This is a genomic window from Roseburia sp. AF22-2LB (genome assembly GCF_003461125.1).
GTDB classification, from domain to species: Bacteria; Bacillota; Clostridia; order Lachnospirales; family Lachnospiraceae; genus Roseburia_C; species Roseburia_C amylophila.
In genome coordinates this window covers 23172-39083 of record NZ_QTWM01000005.1, presented here as the reverse complement: position 1 = coordinate 39083, position 15912 = coordinate 23172, and the positions used below count along the sequence as shown (strand labels likewise).

The following is a 15912-nucleotide window of genomic DNA, read 5'->3' as shown; positions in this document are numbered from 1 at the left end:
TTTTTTATGCGTTACGATATTCTATCTCCGCTTTCTTGTCTTCTACCGTTTCTTTTGTAATGGTGCATTTTACAATACTCTCATCAGAAGGAATCTGATACATTAAATCCATCATGGTATCTTCCATAATTGCACGAAGTCCACGGGCACCGGTCTTACGGGCTAAGGATTTCTCTGCAATTGCTTCTACTGCATCATCTTCAAATTCCAGCTCTACACCGTCAATTTCAAACAGCTTCTTATACTGCTTAATCAGTGAATTCTTCGGCTCCTTTAAGATACGGATTAACGCTTCCTTATCTAGCTGCTCTAAGGATACATTTACCGGAACACGTCCGATAAACTCCGGAATCAGACCGAATTTAATAAAATCTCCCGGCAGTACCTGCTTTAAGACTTCGCTCAGATTACGCTCGGTACGGTCTGCAATATCTGCGTTAAAGCCGATGGATTTCTGATCCATACGCTGCTCGATAATCTTCTCTAATCCATCAAATGCTCCACCACAGATAAATAAAATATTCGTAGTATCAATCTGGATTAATTCCTGCTGTGGATGCTTTCTTCCACCCTGTGGTGGAACGGAAGCCACAGTTCCCTCTAAGATTTTTAATAATGCCTGCTGTACACCTTCACCGGACACATCTCTGGTAATGGATACATTTTCAGATTTCTTCGTAATCTTATCAATCTCATCGATGTAAATAATACCGCACTGGGCGCGCTCGATATTGTAATCTGCTGCCTGAATCAGTTTCAGAAGGATATTCTCTACGTCTTCACCGACATAGCCTGCTTCTGTTAATGTGGTGGCATCTGCAATGGCAAACGGTACATTTAAGACTCTTGCCAGTGTCTGTGCCAGAAGGGTCTTACCGGAACCGGTCGGTCCTAACATCAGAATGTTACTCTTCTGCAATTCCACATCATTCATATCTACATCAGAAGTAATTCTTTTATAGTGATTATATACGGCTACAGAGAGGACTTTTTTGGCTTCGTCCTGACCGATTACATATTCATCTAAAAATTTCTTCATCTCTTCCGGTTTAATCAGGTTGATTTCTTCTAAATCTTCCTTTCCTTTTCCGGAAATCTCCTCATCTTCGAATTCCTCCTCTATGATTTCTGCACAGATGTCCACGCATTCATCACAGATATATGCACCGTTTGGTCCTGCAATCAGCTTGCGTACCTGATCCTGTGATTTTCCGCAAAAGGAACATCTGATTTTGTCCTCGCTATTTCTTCCTGCCATCTTTCCACCTCGATTATTTCCATCTATCTTTTCTAAATCCTTCGTAAAAAAGGTAAAGGCTGCCCGTAGTCGAATTCCGCATATGTGCTTCGGATAATCCGCCCAGAGACAGCCTCTTTCTTATTTCTCTTATCTTGCTGTAATTACACCGTCAATCAGGCCATACTCCTTTGCCTCTTCTGCGGACATATAATAGTCACGCTCTGTATCTGCGGCAATTACATCATATGGCTTTCCGGTATTTGCAGCTAAAATCTCGTTCAAACGTTTCTTGGTCTTTAAGATATTCTCTGCTGCAATCTGAATCTCAGTTGCCTGTCCTTTTGCTCCACCGGAAGGCTGATGTATCATAATCTCTGCATTTGGTAATGCAAATCTCTTTCCTTTTGTTCCACCGGACAACAGGAATGCACCCATGCTGGCTGCAAGTCCGATACAAATTGTAGATACATCACATTTGATATACTGCATGGTATCATAAATTGCCAATCCGCCTGTTACAATTCCACCCGGAGAATTGATGTATAACTGAATGTCTTTTCCCGGATCTTCGGACTCTAAGAATAAAAGCTGTGCCACTACCAGACTGGCTGTGGTCTCATTTACCTCTTCACCAAGGAAAATAATTCTATCCTTTAATAATCTGGAGTATATGTCGTAACTACGCTCTCCTCTGCTGGTCTGTTCAATGACATAAGGTACTAAACTCATATGATAACCTCCATTTCTACCATACATTCTGCTGCAACTTTATCTCTGTTTCAAGTGATTTGCGTAAAACAGACCGACCTGATTCCAAGTCAGTCTGTCTCTTTACGTGCTTCTCTTATGCTTCTGCATTAGCTGCTTCTGCTTCTTTTTCTTTCTTAGTCTTAGCTTTTGCTCTTTCTTTTACATTGTCCATAATGAACTGAACTGCTTTTTCAATCGCAATATCACGTTTCATGGATTCTTTCTCGTTATCGCCAACATACTCTTTGAGCTTATCCGCTTCCATTCCGTATGCTTTTGCCATCTTCTCAATTTCAGCATTTACATCATCTTCTGTAATCTCGAAGTTTTCTTCTTTTGCAATCTGCTCTAATACTAAGCTGCTCTGGATTCTTGTTAATGCTTCCGGACGAACCTGTTCTTTCATCTTGTCCATAGTCATTCCGGAGAACTGCATATACTGGTCAAAGCTTAATCCCTGCTGTGCAAGTCTCTGGGCAAATTCCTGAATCATATTCTGTACCTGTGATTCAATCATTGCATCCGGGATTTCCATCTCAGATTTCTCGATAATCTTCTTGATTGCTTCGTCCTCTTTGGTACGTTTTGCATTGTTCTCTTTGGTCTCTTCTAAGTTCTTCTTCACGCTCTCTTTGTACTCTTCTAAGGTTTCGAACTCAGAAACATCAGATGCGAACTCATCGTTTAACTCTGGAAGTTCTTTTGTCTTAATCTCGTTAATCTTAACTTTGAATACTGCTGGTTTTCCAGCTAAATCTTCTGCATGATATTCCTTCGGGAATGTAACGTTTACTTCTACCTCATCGCCAGTGTTCTTTCCTACTAACTGATCTTCGAATGTATCGATGAAGGAATGGGAACCGATCTCTAATGGATGATTCTCTCCTTTTCCACCTTCAAATGCGACACCGTCTACGAATCCTTCGTAGTCGATAACTGCTGTATCACCTTCTGCAACAGGTCTGTCTGTTACAGTTACAGTTCTTGCATTGTTATTTCTTTCTCTCTCTAATGCTTCTGCAACTTCTTCATCAGATACGGATGTATCAATCTTTGTTACAGTTACACCATTATATTTGCCAAGTTTAACTTCTGGTCTCTTTGCAACTTCTGCTGTGAAGATGAATGGTTTTCCTTTTTCTAACTGAACCACATCAACCGTTGGCTGGGAAACGATATCTACACCGCTCTCATCGATAGCTGCCGGATAAGCTTCCTGCATCATGATATTTGCAGCATCTTCATAGAAGATTTCCGGACCATACATTTTCTCTACCATAGCCATTGGAACTTTTCCTTTACGGAATCCAGGGATGCTGATTTTGTTTTTCTGCTTATTGTATGCAGCTTTCAAAGCCTCTGCCACTTTATCTTCTGCCACTTCAATTGTAAGCTTTACCATATTTTTCTCTAAATTTTCAACCTGTACACTCATTCTTGTTTCTTCCTCCTTATAACTATATATAAAATATACATGTACAAATATTTTCTTATCTTACGACTGCTCCCTAAAAATAGGCATACTTAGAGCTACTAACAGTCATTTAGAGATTATAACACACCGTTTGTAAAATTACTAGCTTTTTTTTCTGTACAAGATTTTAACCCGATTTCAATTGGTGACAGTCATGTAAAAAGCCCCCGGGAAATGCACTTTCGCGCTTTTCCCGAAGGCTTTTTGTCTTTCTTCTTATTTAGACATCTGCTCTTCCTGTCTCATGATCATTTTCTTAACCATTTCTCCACCGATAGAGCCAGCCTGTCTGGATGTCAGGTCACCGTTGTATCCCTCTTTTAAAGGTACTCCGATTTCAGATGCAACCTCCTGTTTAAAACGGTGCATTGCCTCTTTTGCCTGTGGCACTGCCATCTGGTTACTTGAATTAGAACTGTTTGTTCCGCTCATTTGTTTCTACCTCCATAGTTTCTTCTCTTTGTTATCTATTTTCAGATAAGCTTTTGTTAGTTGCTTATCCTGTTTTTAGTATGGCTTCCAGAGAATAAATTATGTTGGTAAGTTCTGGTTATTTTTATTTAAAATACATGATATTTGCTTCCATCGCATCAATATCTGCCTGTGGATCCAGCCACTTTACAATAGCCATGGCAAATTCAATGGCTGTTCCCATGCCCCGGCTGGTAACGATGTTGCCATCTACTGCAACTTTTTCTGCTCCGACCTTGGCTCCAAGAAGCTTTTCTTCAAAACCAGGATAGCTGACTGCATGTTTACCCTCTAATATTCCATTCTCACCCAATACGCTTGGTGCAGCACAGATTGCTGCAGTAAGTTTGCCGCCTGCTGCATAAGATGTAATCACTTTCTTTACAATTTCATGCTTTCCGAGATTTAAGGTTCCAGGCATTCCGCCCGGCAGTACAATTCCATCATAGCTGTCAAAATCAGCTTCCTCTGCCAGTACATCTGCTGCAAACGTAATTCCGTGGGCTCCTGCCACTTCTTTCTTTCCGGTAATGGAAATCATATCAATCGCAATTCCTGCTCTGCGTACCACATCCACTACGGTAAGTCCTTCAATCTCTTCACAGCCATCCGCCATAAAAATTCCGATTTTCTTCATATTATCTTCCTCCTGTTTTCTATTCTCTTCTGATATTACATTTTCTGATATTAAATTTTCTAACACGAAATTTTTCTATGCTGTCTCTTATGTTAGCATGGTTACTGCGCTTTTTCAATTCCATGGTTGCAGTGGATTTTAAAATATTTTACAATAAATGTATCATTATTTTCCTGACTATATGGAGGCTATTATGGAAATTGAACGTAAATATTTAATTGATGAGATTCCTTTTGATTTAAAAGACTATTCCTGCAAAGTCATTGAGCAGGGGTATCTCAATACGGACCCTGTAGTGCGGGTGCGCCGCTCCAATGACAAATATATTCTTACTTACAAAGGCTCCGGTCTTATGGTGCGGGAAGAATATAATCTTCCTCTGAATGAAGAGGCTTACCGGCATCTGATTCAAAAAGCAGATGGTATTATCATTTCCAAGAAGCGCTATCTGATTCCATTGACTGGCAGGCTGACCATTGAGCTTGATATTTTCGAAGGAGACCTTGCTCCGTTGAAATTAGCCGAAGTGGAATTTGAAACAAAAGAAGAAGCTGAATCCTTCCTTCCACCGAAGTGGTTTGGGAAAGATGTCACCTTCTCCTCTGATTATCACAACAGCACTTTGAGTCGTGTGGGATTGCCTACCTAAGGCGGGTAGTCTCATAACGGCACATGGTTGCCACGCACTGCTTTAACTGTATATAACGGTCGGTTAAATCTCCTTCCGGAATCACCACATCCAATACTACGGAAAAATCATTAATCAGACGGTCTGTAATATCATTTTCCATCTCATTTAAAATCTTATATTTCTCCTCATAAGTATCTGCATCTAAGAAACGCAACAGGAACGGATTCGCCTGCTCTTCGGATTCTGAAGTTCCCTGCGGCTGGGCTGTTGCCTGCGGCTGTGTTGTCTCCTGACTAACCTTTACCGCTTCCTGTGGAGTTGCTTCTTCCTGCAGTTTTACTTTTTCAAATCTGTATTTCTGCTCTGCTGCCGGATATTTCTCATGATCAACTTCGCTTACAAACATGGCAAGCGGTCTTGCATATACTTTATAAGCTCCGTAAAGTGCCTGATAAATCACCAGTTCTTCTCTTGTTTCGCTGTGTGTTGCTATGGCTACAATCTGATATAATTTTCCTTTAAAATGTCTGTAAATCTCCCCGGTTGCCGGTCTTCTGTCTTCCATTGCTGTCATCCTCCACTTATCTATGCTCTTTACTGTAATTCAAAACGGTTTAACATTTCAATTCCTTCTGCCACAAAATCTCTTTCAAAATTCAGATTGCCGCTGAAGCCAGTTACCATCAGCTCCTGCACTTTCTTCATATTATCACTTTGTGGAATATCATAAGTAAATTCCATCGGTTCTATTACTTCCATGGCAGACATTTCCTCTGCCGCTGCAGACTGATATTTTTCCGCCAGCCGGTTCTTTAACTGCTGCTGTGCCTGCTGTCTGTTCATCTGCGGATCAGGTGCCTGCTGATACATGGGATGCGGCTGGACTGGTGCCTGCTGATATGCCCGTTGTGGCTGGTTCATGGTCTGCTGATATGTATGCTGCTGGTTTGGCACCTGCTGATATGTACGCTGTGGCTGGTTCATCTGCGGACGATATATCTGCTGTGGCGGCCGCCCCTTTGCCGGATTATTTCCACGCCTGTTTTGATTATTGCTTTGCTTTACACTCTGGGACAAAGCAACATATATGATAATAATGATAAATACAATAAAAAGTCCCATATAAAAACCTTCCTTTTTCTTTCCTTTTTGAGTTTTTTCTTTTCAAGTTTACCCTATTATTTTATTATACTCAAACAAACCAGCTAAGACAACAACTCATTCTATAATTTTTTCTTGCTGTCAGACTGTCTTTTCGTTGCTTTGACACAATCACAGGACTGTCTGTCGAGTACGGATGCAGATAAAGCCTGCAAGGGACACTGCCTTTCTCCATTTGGCAATGGACAAAACGGAGTAAAATTACTATAATAGATAAATAAGATTTATCGAAAATTATTTAAATCAGGAATAGGAATTTTATTATGTTTGGGAAATTTGAAAAACGTATGTCCGGTACACAGATGATAGCGCTTGGTTTTCTATTGCTCATCTTTATCGGAACCATACTTCTGATGCTTCCGGTTTCCAGCCGGAATGGTGAATGGACTCCATTTATAACTGCCCTTTTCACCTCAACCAGTGCTACCTGTGTAACCGGTCTGGTTCTGGTTGACACCTTTACCCACTGGAGCATTTTCGGACAGCTTGTTTTATTAGTTCTGATTCAGATTGGTGGTCTTGGTTTTATCACCATTGGTATTACTGTTTCTTTGATGTTACGCAAGAAAATCGGGCTGAAACAGCGTGGTCTTATTAAAGAAAGTTTAAACACCCTTGAAATCGGCGGTGTCGTGCGGCTTGTCCGCCGTGTCATCGGAGGCACGTTTCTTTTTGAAATGTCGGGTGCATTCATTCTTACACTGCGTTTTCTGAAAGACATGGATGTTTTACATGCCATCTATTATGGTATCTTCCATTCTATTTCAGCCTTTTGTAATGCAGGATTCGATTTAATGGGGCGTTACAGTCCATTTTCATCCATTACCAGATTCTACAATGATCCTATAGTAATTCTTACCATCAGTGCCCTGATCCTGATTGGTGGTATTGGTTTCTTTGTATGGAATGACCTTAGGGAACACGGGCTGCATTGCCGCCACTATGCCCTGCAGACCAAAATGGTTTTAAGTGCTACTGCAGTCTGCCTCTTTGGCGGCACGCTGCTCTTTTATCTTTTTGAGCATAACCGCTTATTTGCCGGTATGAGTTTCGGAGAACAGCTTTTGAATTCTTTCTTCTGTACTGTTACCCCACGAACTGCCGGTTTTAACGCTGTTGATAATGGTGCGTTAAGCGAAAGCAGTAAATTTCTTTCTATTGTATTTATGTTTATCGGTGGTGCCCCGGGTTCTACCGCCGGCGGTGTAAAGGTTACAACCATATTTGTTCTATTGTTATCCGTACGTTCCACCTTAACCCGTACTACCGGAACAAATATTTTCGGACGCAGACTGGAAGAATCTGTTATCACCAAATCAGTCGTCGTCCTTATGTTCCAGTTGACGCTGGCACTCAGCGCCACACTGGCAATTACTGCTATTTCCGGTTATCCAGTCATTGATGTGGCTTTTGAAGCATTTTCAGCTCTTGACACTGTCGGAATGTCAACCGGTATTACAAGCAGCCTTAGTACCAGCTGTCATATCATTCTAATTCTGTTAATGTATTTAGGACGACTGGGAAGCCTTTCCTTTGCCTTATCATTTACGGATAAGAAAAGGATTGCGCATGTGATGCAGCCGGTAGAAAAAATCAATGTCGGTTAATATCAAATATCTTGATTATACTAGGAGGATTCTATGAAATCATTTTTAATTATTGGACTGGGCCGATTTGGCACTCACCTTTGCAAAGACTTATCCAAACTGGATAATGAGATTATGGTTGTGGACGAGAATGAAGCCGTAATGGAAGATGTTCTCTCTTTTGTCACCAGTGCAAAAATTGGCGACTGCACCAATGAAAAAGTACTTGCCACTTTAGGTGTTGGCAATTTTGACGTCTGCTTTGTCTGTATCGGAAGTAATTTCCAGAGCAGCTTAGAGATTACAAGCCTGCTTAAGGAAATGGGTGCCAGATATGTCGTAAGCAAAGCAAACCGTGATATTCATGCCAAATTTCTACTGCGGAACGGTGCTGACGAAGTTATCTACCCTGACCGGGATATCGCTGAAAAAACTGCAGTCCGTTTCTCTGCCGACCAGGTCTTTGACTACTTTGAATTAGGCGGTGGCTTCTCCATTTATGAGATTCCGCCATTACCAGAATGGATTGGAAAGAGTATTAAGGATCTAAATTTCCGTGCCTGCTATCATGCCAATATCATCGGTATTAAAACAGATGGTGTCATGAGCCTGCTGCCGGATGCCAATTATATTTTTAAAGACACGGACCATCTGATGATATTAGGCCACAGAAATGACATCGATAAAATTTTAAAGAAACTGTAAAACTACAGAAAACATTCTTTACAAGTCCAGCGTTTTCCCACTACCCGCATAAGCATTGAAAGAAGAGGTATCCGATGCCCGAATCATCAGATACCTCTTCTTTCTCATATTCTGCTACAATATTGTTCCTAAGGCTCCTCTGCCTCACTGATTTCTAAATATGCTTTTACAACCTGTACCAGCTTCTCATAACTTAAGGATGTAGTGTCCAGACAGAAATCGTAATTTCTGGCATCGTTCCACTCCCTGCCGGTATAGTATTTGTAATAATCTGCGCGATACTTATCAATGGTGTCTATCTTCTTTTCAATATCCTTCTTAGTTCCACCATTCTGCTGCATGACACGTTCAATGCAGTCCTTACGCGGTGCGTAGAAAAACAGACTCTTTACATAATCACAATCTTTTAAAACATAATCCGCACAACGTCCGATAATAATACAGGACTCTTCTTTGGCTACCTCACGGATAATTTTCGCCTGATAGTTAAAGAGATTGTCGTTGGATACAAACTCATCACTATCCGGTGGAAGCACTTCCCCATGATATGCTTTCTTCGCAATACGAAACAGTGGCATCTTACGCAGTTTCTCATCTGCCTCTCCAAACAATGCCTCATTGATTCCGCTTTCATCAGAAGCCATTCTTATTAACTCACGGTCATAGCAATGAATTCCAAGTTCTTCTGCCAGCTTCTTACCCAGCGTTCTTCCGCCGCTTCCATAACTTCTTGCAATGGTTATTACCGTATGTTTCATATTTAACACCTACTCTCCTAAATATGCCTTTTTAATAGACTCATTATTCATAAGCTCTTTGGCATCACCGCTCAATACAATTTTACCTGTTTCCAGTACATATGCACGGTCTGCAATCGATAATGCTTTCTTTGCATTCTGTTCTACCAATAGAACAGTTGTACCGGATGCAGATATTTCTTTGATAATGTTAAAAATCTCTTCTACAAAGATTGGAGACAATCCCATGGACGGCTCATCCATAAGGATGATCCTCGGCTTACTCATCAACGCCCGGCCCATGGCAAGCATCTGCTGTTCGCCACCACTTAAGGTTCCAGCCAGCTGATTCTTACGTTCCTTTAATCTTGGAAAGCTCTTGTATACACGCTCTAAAGACTCTGCAATTTCCTGCTTATCTTTTCTGGTATATGCACCCAGCTTTAGGTTCTCATATACAGAAAGCTCTGCAAATACACGTCTTCCTTCCGGAACATGTGCCATTCCCATGGATACAATCTTGTGTCCCGGAACCTTGGTGATATCTGTTCCTTCAAAAAGAATGCTTCCCTTTTTGGCACTGAGCATTCCGGTGATTGTCTGCAGTGTAGTTGTCTTACCTGCACCATTGGCTCCGATTAATGCAATGACTTCTCCTTCATTGACATCAAAGGAAATCCCTTTAATTGCCTGAATCACGCCGTAATATACTTCCAAATCTTTTATTTCAAGCATTGCCATTTTATCATCCCTCCTATTCGCCCAGATATGCCTTGATAACCTGTGGATTATTCAATACGTCACTGGTATTTCCGCTTGCCAGTACCTGGCCGAAGTTCAATACAGTCAGTTTCTCACAGATACCGGATACCAGTTTCATATCATGTTCAATCAGAAGAATGGTCATATCAAATTCATCCCTTACAAAGCGGATGGTATCCATTAATTCTTTGGTTTCATTTGGGTTCATGCCGGCTGCCGGCTCATCTAAAAGCAGAAGTTTTGGTTCAGTTGCCAGTGCTCTTGCAATCTCCAGTTTACGCTGTTTACCATACGGAAGATTGGATGCCAGATAATCTGCTTCATCCTCAAGACCAAATACCTTTAACAGCTCCATTGCCTTTTCATTCATCTCTGCTTCTACTTTAAAATACTTCGGAAGTCTTAGGATTCCGGTTAAAGTAGAATAAGTATGATGATTATGCAGTCCGACTTTTACATTATCCAGCACGGACTGGTCTTTAAAAAGGCGGATATTCTGGAAGGTTCTTGCAATTCCGGCTTTATTAATATCTATGGTTTTCTTTCCGGTAATATCTTTTCCATCCAGTACAATGCTTCCATCATCCGGTTTGTATACACCGGTAAGCATATTAAATACGGTTGTTTTACCTGCACCGTTCGGTCCAATCAGTCCGTATAACTGACCTTTTTCAATCTGCATTTCAAATCCGTCTACCGCCCGGAGTCCACCGAAGGAAATTCCAAGATTCTTTACTTCTAACATTGCCATCTTATTGTACCTCCTTCGTTTTCTTTGCAAATAAATTCTTCAAAGAATGTGTCTGTCTCCAGGTAATTGCTGCCGGTGCCCAGTTAAAGAGCATCATTGCAATCAGAACAATTGCGTAAATCAGCATACGGTAATCACGCAGTCCACGCAATACTTCCGGAAGCATGGTCAGTACTACGGCTGCAATAATGGAACCACGGAAGCTTCCCATTCCACCGAGTACGACAAATACCAGAATCATGATGGACATATTGTATCCAAAGTTTGCCGGCTGGGCAATCAGGCTGGAAAGGTTATGTGCATAAAGCACTCCGCCTGCTCCTGCGATTGCTGCTGAAATAGTAAATGCCATCAGTTTAAACTTTGTAATATTAATGCCAACGGATTCTGCTGCAATACGGTTATCACGGATTGCCATGATAGCACGGCCGCTTCTGGAATTAACCAGATTAAATACTACAAACAATGCAACCAGAATTAAAATAACACCGATTAAGAAAGTAGACTGTCTTGGTGTTCCGGTGATTCCCTTTGCACCATCGATAATCATTTCTCCGGTTCCCGACATATTAAGAGTCTTGTTGTCATTGATAGCAAAATGCAGACCGTTTTCATCTTTGCCTACATAAAGAACATTGATGACATTCTTGATAATCTCTCCAAATGCCAGGGTTACGATTGCAAGGTAATCGCCTCTTAAACGAAGTACCGGAATTCCGATTAAGAATCCAAAGAATGCTGCAACAGCAGTTCCGATTAATAAAGCGATGATAAAACGCAGGGTTGGATTCATCGGTGAATTTTCCATACATCTGGTAAAGAAAGCACTGGAAAATGCGCCGACACACATAAAGCCTGCATGACCAAGACTTAATTCACCCAGATAGCCTACACAGAGGTTCAATCCGATTGCAACGATAGAATAAGTACAAAGTGGTACCAAAAGTCCCTGCATCAGACTGGACATGCTTCCGGTTGCTACCAGAATCTGTACTACGGCAAAAATGACGATTACCATAGCATATGTAATCAGATTACTCTTTGTTGTCTTCTTCATTGTTTTAAAATTCATTTTACTCATTCCTGCCACCTACACTTTCTCATGGATTGGCTTACCAAGAATACCGGTAGGCTTAACCAATAACACAATAATCAACACGGCAAAAACGATAGCATCGGAAAGCTGTGAAGAAATATAAGCTTTTCCTAAGATTTCGATAATACCAAGAAGGATTCCTCCGATAAATGCTCCCGGAATGGAACCGATTCCACCAAATACAGCTGCAGTAAATGCTTTGATACCAGGCATAGCGCCGGTATATGGAGTCAGTGTCGGATATGCTGAACACAGTAACACACCTGCAATTGCCGCAAGTCCGGAACCAATTGCGAAAGTAAGTGAAATTGTCCCGTTTACATTTACCCCCATAAGCTGTGCTGCATCCTTATCCTCAGATACTGCCAGCATTGCCTGTCCTGCTTTTGTCTTTTTAATAAAAATCATCAGACCAATCATGATAACAATACATGCCAGGACTGCCACTACCGTAACACCGGTTATGGTAATTCCGCCAATCTTGATATTCTGCAGTGGAACCACAGAACTAAAGGATTTGGTATCTGCACCAAATATCAGTAATGCAATATTCTGCAGCAAATAGCTGACACCAATTGCGGTAATCAATACTGCCAGTGGAGATGCCTTACGCAAAGGCTTATATGCCACCTTTTCAATTATCACGCCAAGCACAGTGCAGACTACAACTGCAAGGATTACGCTCAAAAGCGGGTTCATGTTCATGCCGCTCATTGTCATAAATACGACATAGCAGCCAATCATGATAACATCACCATGGGCAAAATTCAGCATCTTAGCAATTCCATACACCATGGTGTAACCCAGTGCAATGATTGCATAGATGCTGCCAAGGCTGATACCGTTGATTAAATACGTTATGAATCTCATAACAACACCTCTTGCTTTCTCTTAGAATATATACCTCTATAATACATAAAAGGGGCTGCCATTGGCAACCCCTCTTTGGCTTATCTGATAAAATACATTACATTCCTACGTATTCACCATTCTGAATTACAACCGCTTTAGGATCTTTGTTTACTTCACCAGTTGCTGACCATGTCATTCCGCTACCTGTTGCACCATCAATGCTGACTTTTGTAATTGCATCTTTTAATAAATCACAAATATCAGAAGCACTCATATCCGGTGTTGCATTTGCTTCTTCCAATGCTGCTTTGATTGCATAAATTGCATCATAAGCATCCGCTGCAAACTGGTTTGGTGTATCTTTATATTTCTCTTCATATTTAGAAACGAAGTTTGCAGTTTTTTCATCTTTCGAATCTGCTGCAAACGGTGTTAATAACATAAGTCCTTCTGCTAAAGAAGTATCAAAGTTCTTAACACCTAAGATTCCGTCCATACCGTCGCATCCGAAGAATGTCGGTGCATATCCCATAGAATCTGCCTGGGTTAAGATAATAGATGCTTCTGTATAGTAGATTGGAAGGAATACCAAATCTGCTTCTGCATCTTTTGCTTTCTGTAACTGTGTAGAAAAATCTGTCTTGGAATCTGCAGTAAATGCTTCTTCTGCAACTACCTCAAAGTTCTGGTTTGCTGCTTCTTCTACGAATTTTGCTTCGATACCTGATGAATAGATATCTGAACTATTGTAAATAATTGCCACTTTCTTGGCAAGGTTATTCTCACCAATATACTGTGCGGATTTTGTTCCCTGTGCAGGGTCTGTAAAGCATACCTGGAATACATTGTCGTTCTTGATTACATCTGTAGATGATGCAGATGGTGTAATCTGGAACATATTATCTGCTGCAGTTAAATCTGCCACAGATACACAAGGACCTGTTGTAACAGTTCCCATTAATACCTGCATACCCCAGTCTTTTAAGGTGTTGTATGCGTTTGCTGCTTTTTCAGGGTCTCCCTGATCATCCTGGAAATTATATTCAATCTGATGACCGTTAATTCCACCGGCTTCATTAATCTCATCGACAGCAATCTGTGCACCGTTCTGAACGGCTGTTCCGTAAATTGCTGCATCACCGGTAACCGGTCCAATTCCTCCGATATAGAATGCATCTTCATTTTTTGCTTCTTTTGAGCCACAACCTGCAAGGCATCCAACTGCCATCGCTGCGACCAGTATTACACTGACTATTTTTTTCTTCATAATAGTTCCTCCTTTAACTCCTAGGTTTCATGTGCCTTATCTTACTACATGAAAATTTGAAAAGCAATACTCATTTTCCCTGCTACTCCTTGATTTTTCTAGGTTTTTCATATGCTTTGCCGCGTTAAAGTGCTAAAGACGCATTGATTTTACTAGGTTGATTTATTTTAATATATAACCACGGGTTATATATCGCATTCCAAACCGGTATAGTTTAAAACTGCTCATAAATAAACGCCGGTGCTGCAGAATCCTTTGCCAGCATAAAATGCATCCATAGAATCATCAGCAGCAGGTAAAAGAAAATCACTTTACCAAGAAATACTGCCTTCTCATTCTGTCTTATCTTTCCGATAAAATTCATAAATCGCTTCATTTAAATCTACCAGTCCTTTCAATGCTGGATGGGAATTATCCTCAAAGTAATACTCCGTATATTCATTTCCACTTAAATCGGCACACTGCGCACCATAATCTTCTGCAATGCTTTTTATCTTTTCATAAAATGCGTCCCGCTCTTCTGCCGTCAGCTCCGTATAATCATACCAGTATCCGTTAAAAGGAAGGATTACTACCAAAGGCTCGATTCCCTCCTCCCTGCAAATTGACAGAAAACATTCCAAATCCGAAAACTCCATGGAATCCAAGGTGTACTTCGGATTCTTGTGTTTTCCGTTGGCAATCAGCGTCTGGTAAGTTCCTTTATATACGCTGTCAAACATGCCATAGTCGTTGCCATCCGAAAGCTTATGTCCTTCTGTTTCAGCTTCCTTTCGAAGCTGCTCCCAGGTAGCCTGTGACAGCTTTGCACCACTTTCCTTGCTCCTATGATTGCTGATTCCATCCATCAGTGCCTCTGCCATCACTTTATAATTATTCTTTTCTTCCAACAGTACCTTATGAAAATCTGCTTTTTTCTGCTCCAGCCAGCCTAGTTGTTCTGCTGTATTATCATCCTTCGGCTGATACCATTCCCGGGCCTTTTTTACTCTTTCTGACATGTTTTCATTATCTGCCATGATATTTTGCAGTCTGCCATTGATATAATCTTTGGTTTCCTGACTGATATCCGGGTTTTCCAGCAATGCAATATATTCTTCTTCTGAAAAAGCAGCTTCAAACGCCGTGGATTTTACTCCATTTTCTTTAAACCACTGGGGCGAAACGATTAATACTGCCTTCTTATTGGCTGCCTGACTGCCCACCGCGCCCAGCGTAATGGCATGGGTCAGGCTCTGATACCCTGCTTTTCCTACATAAATGGGATCCATATCCGCGCCATCAAAAATCGTATCTCCATGGAATCCACTGCCCTGTCCATGCCGCAGCTCCGAAGAGCCGAATATCAGCAATGCATTTTCATCGGCAGCCATCTTCTTTAATGTACTGCCGCTTTGGGATTTTGCATCACTGACCCAGGTGCCTGCTTTTCCCTCTGCCGAAAAAACTCTGCCGCTGTATAAATGCAGTCCCACTATCGTAAGTGCGCATAACAGCAGTGAAACTGCAAATGCTTTTATCGTTTTCATGCTTACTTCTCCTGTGCTTTCGCTTCTACCAGTGCGATAATTTTCTCCGGTGTATCCATATCCTCTCTTGTTACTTCCGATGGTGAAATTACAACACCAAGGTTATCCTCAAGTTCCACCAGAAGTGCTACAAAGCTTAAGGAATCCAGTAAATCCTCTTCAAAAAGATTCATCGTAAGGTCTTCCCGGATGCTGTCATCCTCACATACTTTTTCAATAATATCCAAAATCTTTTCTTTCATCTTATAATCTCCTTTTTCTCT

Annotated in this window: 19 protein-coding genes; 3 read left to right on the top strand and 16 right to left on the bottom strand. The window is 41.1% G+C overall.

Going from position 1 to position 15912, the window contains the following annotated elements; translation table 11 throughout:
- Nucleotides 1–4: 4 nt before the first annotated feature.
- The 5 genes from clpX to DWX96_RS08745 all read right to left on the bottom strand — a co-directional run bounded on the left by clpX (nt 5) and on the right by DWX96_RS08745 (nt 4572).
- Nucleotides 5–1258 (bottom strand): ATP-dependent Clp protease ATP-binding subunit ClpX, encoded by a 1254-nt coding sequence (gene clpX, locus DWX96_RS08765; RefSeq protein ID WP_117698536.1) that lies wholly within the window; start codon nt 1256–1258, stop codon nt 5–7.
- Nucleotides 1259–1387: 129 nt separating this feature from the next.
- Nucleotides 1388–1969, bottom strand: coding sequence for an ATP-dependent Clp endopeptidase proteolytic subunit ClpP (clpP, locus tag DWX96_RS08760; protein ID WP_022243444.1), 582 nt, complete (start codon nt 1967–1969; stop codon nt 1388–1390).
- A gap of 115 nt (nt 1970–2084) precedes the next feature.
- Nucleotides 2085–3425 carry a trigger factor gene (gene tig, locus DWX96_RS08755; protein WP_117698535.1) on the bottom strand — a complete coding sequence of 447 codons (1341 nt, stop codon included), beginning with the start codon at nt 3423–3425 and terminating at the stop codon, nt 2085–2087.
- A gap of 255 nt (nt 3426–3680) precedes the next feature.
- Nucleotides 3681–3896, bottom strand: a complete 216-nt coding sequence (locus DWX96_RS08750; protein ID WP_022243446.1) for an alpha/beta-type small acid-soluble spore protein — start codon at nt 3894–3896, stop codon at nt 3681–3683.
- A 124-nt stretch (nt 3897–4020) separates the two neighbouring features.
- The gene (locus DWX96_RS08745; RefSeq protein WP_118057267.1) at nt 4021–4572 is read right to left on the bottom strand and encodes a DJ-1 family glyoxalase III; all 552 of its coding nucleotides are present in this window, start codon (nt 4570–4572) and stop codon (nt 4021–4023) included.
- Nucleotides 4573–4765: 193 nt separating this feature from the next.
- On the opposite strand from DWX96_RS08745, the gene DWX96_RS08740 reads away from it, so the two are divergent.
- A complete protein-coding gene (locus tag DWX96_RS08740) occupies nt 4766–5221 on the top strand; it encodes a CYTH domain-containing protein (RefSeq protein ID WP_117698534.1) in 456 nt (151 codons plus the stop codon).
- Here the strand turns inward: DWX96_RS08740 and DWX96_RS08735 are convergent.
- The gene (locus tag DWX96_RS08735; protein ID WP_118057266.1) at nt 5214–5768 is read right to left on the bottom strand and encodes a DUF1653 domain-containing protein; all 555 of its coding nucleotides are present in this window, start codon (nt 5766–5768) and stop codon (nt 5214–5216) included. The genes DWX96_RS08740 and DWX96_RS08735 overlap by 8 nt on opposite strands.
- A gap of 29 nt (nt 5769–5797) precedes the next feature.
- Nucleotides 5798–6325: a hypothetical protein gene (locus DWX96_RS08730; RefSeq protein WP_118057265.1), complete on the bottom strand. Its 528-nt coding sequence runs from the start codon at nt 6323–6325 to the stop codon at nt 5798–5800.
- 302 nt (nt 6326–6627) lie between these two features.
- Between DWX96_RS08730 and DWX96_RS08725 the strand changes: the two genes are divergently transcribed.
- Nucleotides 6628–7971 carry a TrkH family potassium uptake protein gene (locus tag DWX96_RS08725; protein ID WP_117698531.1) on the top strand — a complete coding sequence of 448 codons (1344 nt, stop codon included), beginning with the start codon at nt 6628–6630 and terminating at the stop codon, nt 7969–7971.
- Between the two features lie 33 nt (nt 7972–8004).
- The gene (locus tag DWX96_RS08720) at nt 8005–8655 is read left to right on the top strand and encodes a potassium channel family protein (RefSeq protein ID WP_117698530.1); all 651 of its coding nucleotides are present in this window, start codon (nt 8005–8007) and stop codon (nt 8653–8655) included.
- 128 nt (nt 8656–8783) lie between these two features.
- Here DWX96_RS08720 and DWX96_RS08715 read toward each other — a convergent pair whose 3' ends face one another.
- The 9 genes from DWX96_RS08715 to dltC form a co-directional block, all read right to left on the bottom strand.
- The gene (locus tag DWX96_RS08715; RefSeq protein ID WP_117841843.1) at nt 8784–9413 is read right to left on the bottom strand and encodes a cytidylate kinase-like family protein; all 630 of its coding nucleotides are present in this window, start codon (nt 9411–9413) and stop codon (nt 8784–8786) included.
- 9 nt (nt 9414–9422) lie between these two features.
- Nucleotides 9423–10133 (bottom strand): ABC transporter ATP-binding protein, encoded by a 711-nt coding sequence (locus DWX96_RS08710; RefSeq protein WP_117698529.1) that lies wholly within the window; start codon nt 10131–10133, stop codon nt 9423–9425.
- Between the two features lie 13 nt (nt 10134–10146).
- Entirely contained in the window at nt 10147–10905 is a 759-nt protein-coding gene (locus tag DWX96_RS08705) for an ABC transporter ATP-binding protein (RefSeq protein ID WP_022243456.1), read from the bottom strand.
- 1 nt (nt 10906) lies between these two features.
- Nucleotides 10907–11986 (bottom strand): branched-chain amino acid ABC transporter permease, encoded by a 1080-nt coding sequence (locus DWX96_RS08700; RefSeq protein ID WP_118057337.1) that lies wholly within the window; start codon nt 11984–11986, stop codon nt 10907–10909.
- Nucleotides 11987–11995: 9 nt separating this feature from the next.
- Nucleotides 11996–12871, bottom strand: coding sequence for a branched-chain amino acid ABC transporter permease (locus tag DWX96_RS08695; RefSeq protein ID WP_117698527.1), 876 nt, complete (start codon nt 12869–12871; stop codon nt 11996–11998).
- 97 nt (nt 12872–12968) lie between these two features.
- Nucleotides 12969–14120, bottom strand: coding sequence for an ABC transporter substrate-binding protein (locus tag DWX96_RS08690; RefSeq protein WP_118057264.1), 1152 nt, complete (start codon nt 14118–14120; stop codon nt 12969–12971).
- Nucleotides 14121–14334: 214 nt separating this feature from the next.
- Nucleotides 14335–14484 (bottom strand): teichoic acid D-Ala incorporation-associated protein DltX, encoded by a 150-nt coding sequence (locus DWX96_RS08685; RefSeq protein ID WP_117698525.1) that lies wholly within the window; start codon nt 14482–14484, stop codon nt 14335–14337.
- Entirely contained in the window at nt 14453–15649 is a 1197-nt protein-coding gene (gene dltD / locus DWX96_RS08680) for a D-alanyl-lipoteichoic acid biosynthesis protein DltD (protein ID WP_118057263.1), read from the bottom strand. Before dltD ends, DWX96_RS08685 begins: the two co-directional genes overlap by 32 nt.
- A gap of 2 nt (nt 15650–15651) precedes the next feature.
- Complete coding sequence (gene dltC, locus DWX96_RS08675) at nt 15652–15891, bottom strand: D-alanine--poly(phosphoribitol) ligase subunit DltC (protein WP_117698553.1); 240 nt, start codon at nt 15889–15891, stop codon at nt 15652–15654.
- Between the last annotated feature and the right edge of the window lie 21 nt (nt 15892–15912).

Coding starts and splice junctions, on each gene's coding strand:
- dltD (WP_118057263.1), bottom strand. CDS start 15,649: ATGAAAACGATAAAAGCATTTGCAGTTTCACTGCTGTTATGCGCACTT.
- DWX96_RS08710 (WP_117698529.1), bottom strand. CDS start 10,133: ATGGCAATGCTTGAAATAAAAGATTTGGAAGTATATTACGGCGTGATT.
- clpX (WP_117698536.1), bottom strand. CDS start 1,258: ATGGCAGGAAGAAATAGCGAGGACAAAATCAGATGTTCCTTTTGCGGA.
- DWX96_RS08725 (WP_117698531.1), top strand. CDS start 6,628: ATGTTTGGGAAATTTGAAAAACGTATGTCCGGTACACAGATGATAGCG.
- DWX96_RS08730 (WP_118057265.1), bottom strand. CDS start 6,325: ATGGGACTTTTTATTGTATTTATCATTATTATCATATATGTTGCTTTG.
- DWX96_RS08735 (WP_118057266.1), bottom strand. CDS start 5,768: ATGGAAGACAGAAGACCGGCAACCGGGGAGATTTACAGACATTTTAAA.
- DWX96_RS08740 (WP_117698534.1), top strand. CDS start 4,766: ATGGAAATTGAACGTAAATATTTAATTGATGAGATTCCTTTTGATTTA.
- DWX96_RS08690 (WP_118057264.1), bottom strand. CDS start 14,120: ATGAAGAAAAAAATAGTCAGTGTAATACTGGTCGCAGCGATGGCAGTT.
- DWX96_RS08700 (WP_118057337.1), bottom strand. CDS start 11,986: ATGAGTAAAATGAATTTTAAAACAATGAAGAAGACAACAAAGAGTAAT.
- clpP (WP_022243444.1), bottom strand. CDS start 1,969: ATGAGTTTAGTACCTTATGTCATTGAACAGACCAGCAGAGGAGAGCGT.
- DWX96_RS08750 (WP_022243446.1), bottom strand. CDS start 3,896: ATGAGCGGAACAAACAGTTCTAATTCAAGTAACCAGATGGCAGTGCCA.
- DWX96_RS08705 (WP_022243456.1), bottom strand. CDS start 10,905: ATGGCAATGTTAGAAGTAAAGAATCTTGGAATTTCCTTCGGTGGACTC.
- DWX96_RS08745 (WP_118057267.1), bottom strand. CDS start 4,572: ATGAAGAAAATCGGAATTTTTATGGCGGATGGCTGTGAAGAGATTGAA.
- DWX96_RS08695 (WP_117698527.1), bottom strand. CDS start 12,871: ATGAGATTCATAACGTATTTAATCAACGGTATCAGCCTTGGCAGCATC.
- DWX96_RS08685 (WP_117698525.1), bottom strand. CDS start 14,484: ATGAATTTTATCGGAAAGATAAGACAGAATGAGAAGGCAGTATTTCTT.
- DWX96_RS08715 (WP_117841843.1), bottom strand. CDS start 9,413: ATGAAACATACGGTAATAACCATTGCAAGAAGTTATGGAAGCGGCGGA.
- DWX96_RS08720 (WP_117698530.1), top strand. CDS start 8,005: ATGAAATCATTTTTAATTATTGGACTGGGCCGATTTGGCACTCACCTT.
- tig (WP_117698535.1), bottom strand. CDS start 3,425: ATGAGTGTACAGGTTGAAAATTTAGAGAAAAATATGGTAAAGCTTACA.
- dltC (WP_117698553.1), bottom strand. CDS start 15,891: ATGAAAGAAAAGATTTTGGATATTATTGAAAAAGTATGTGAGGATGAC.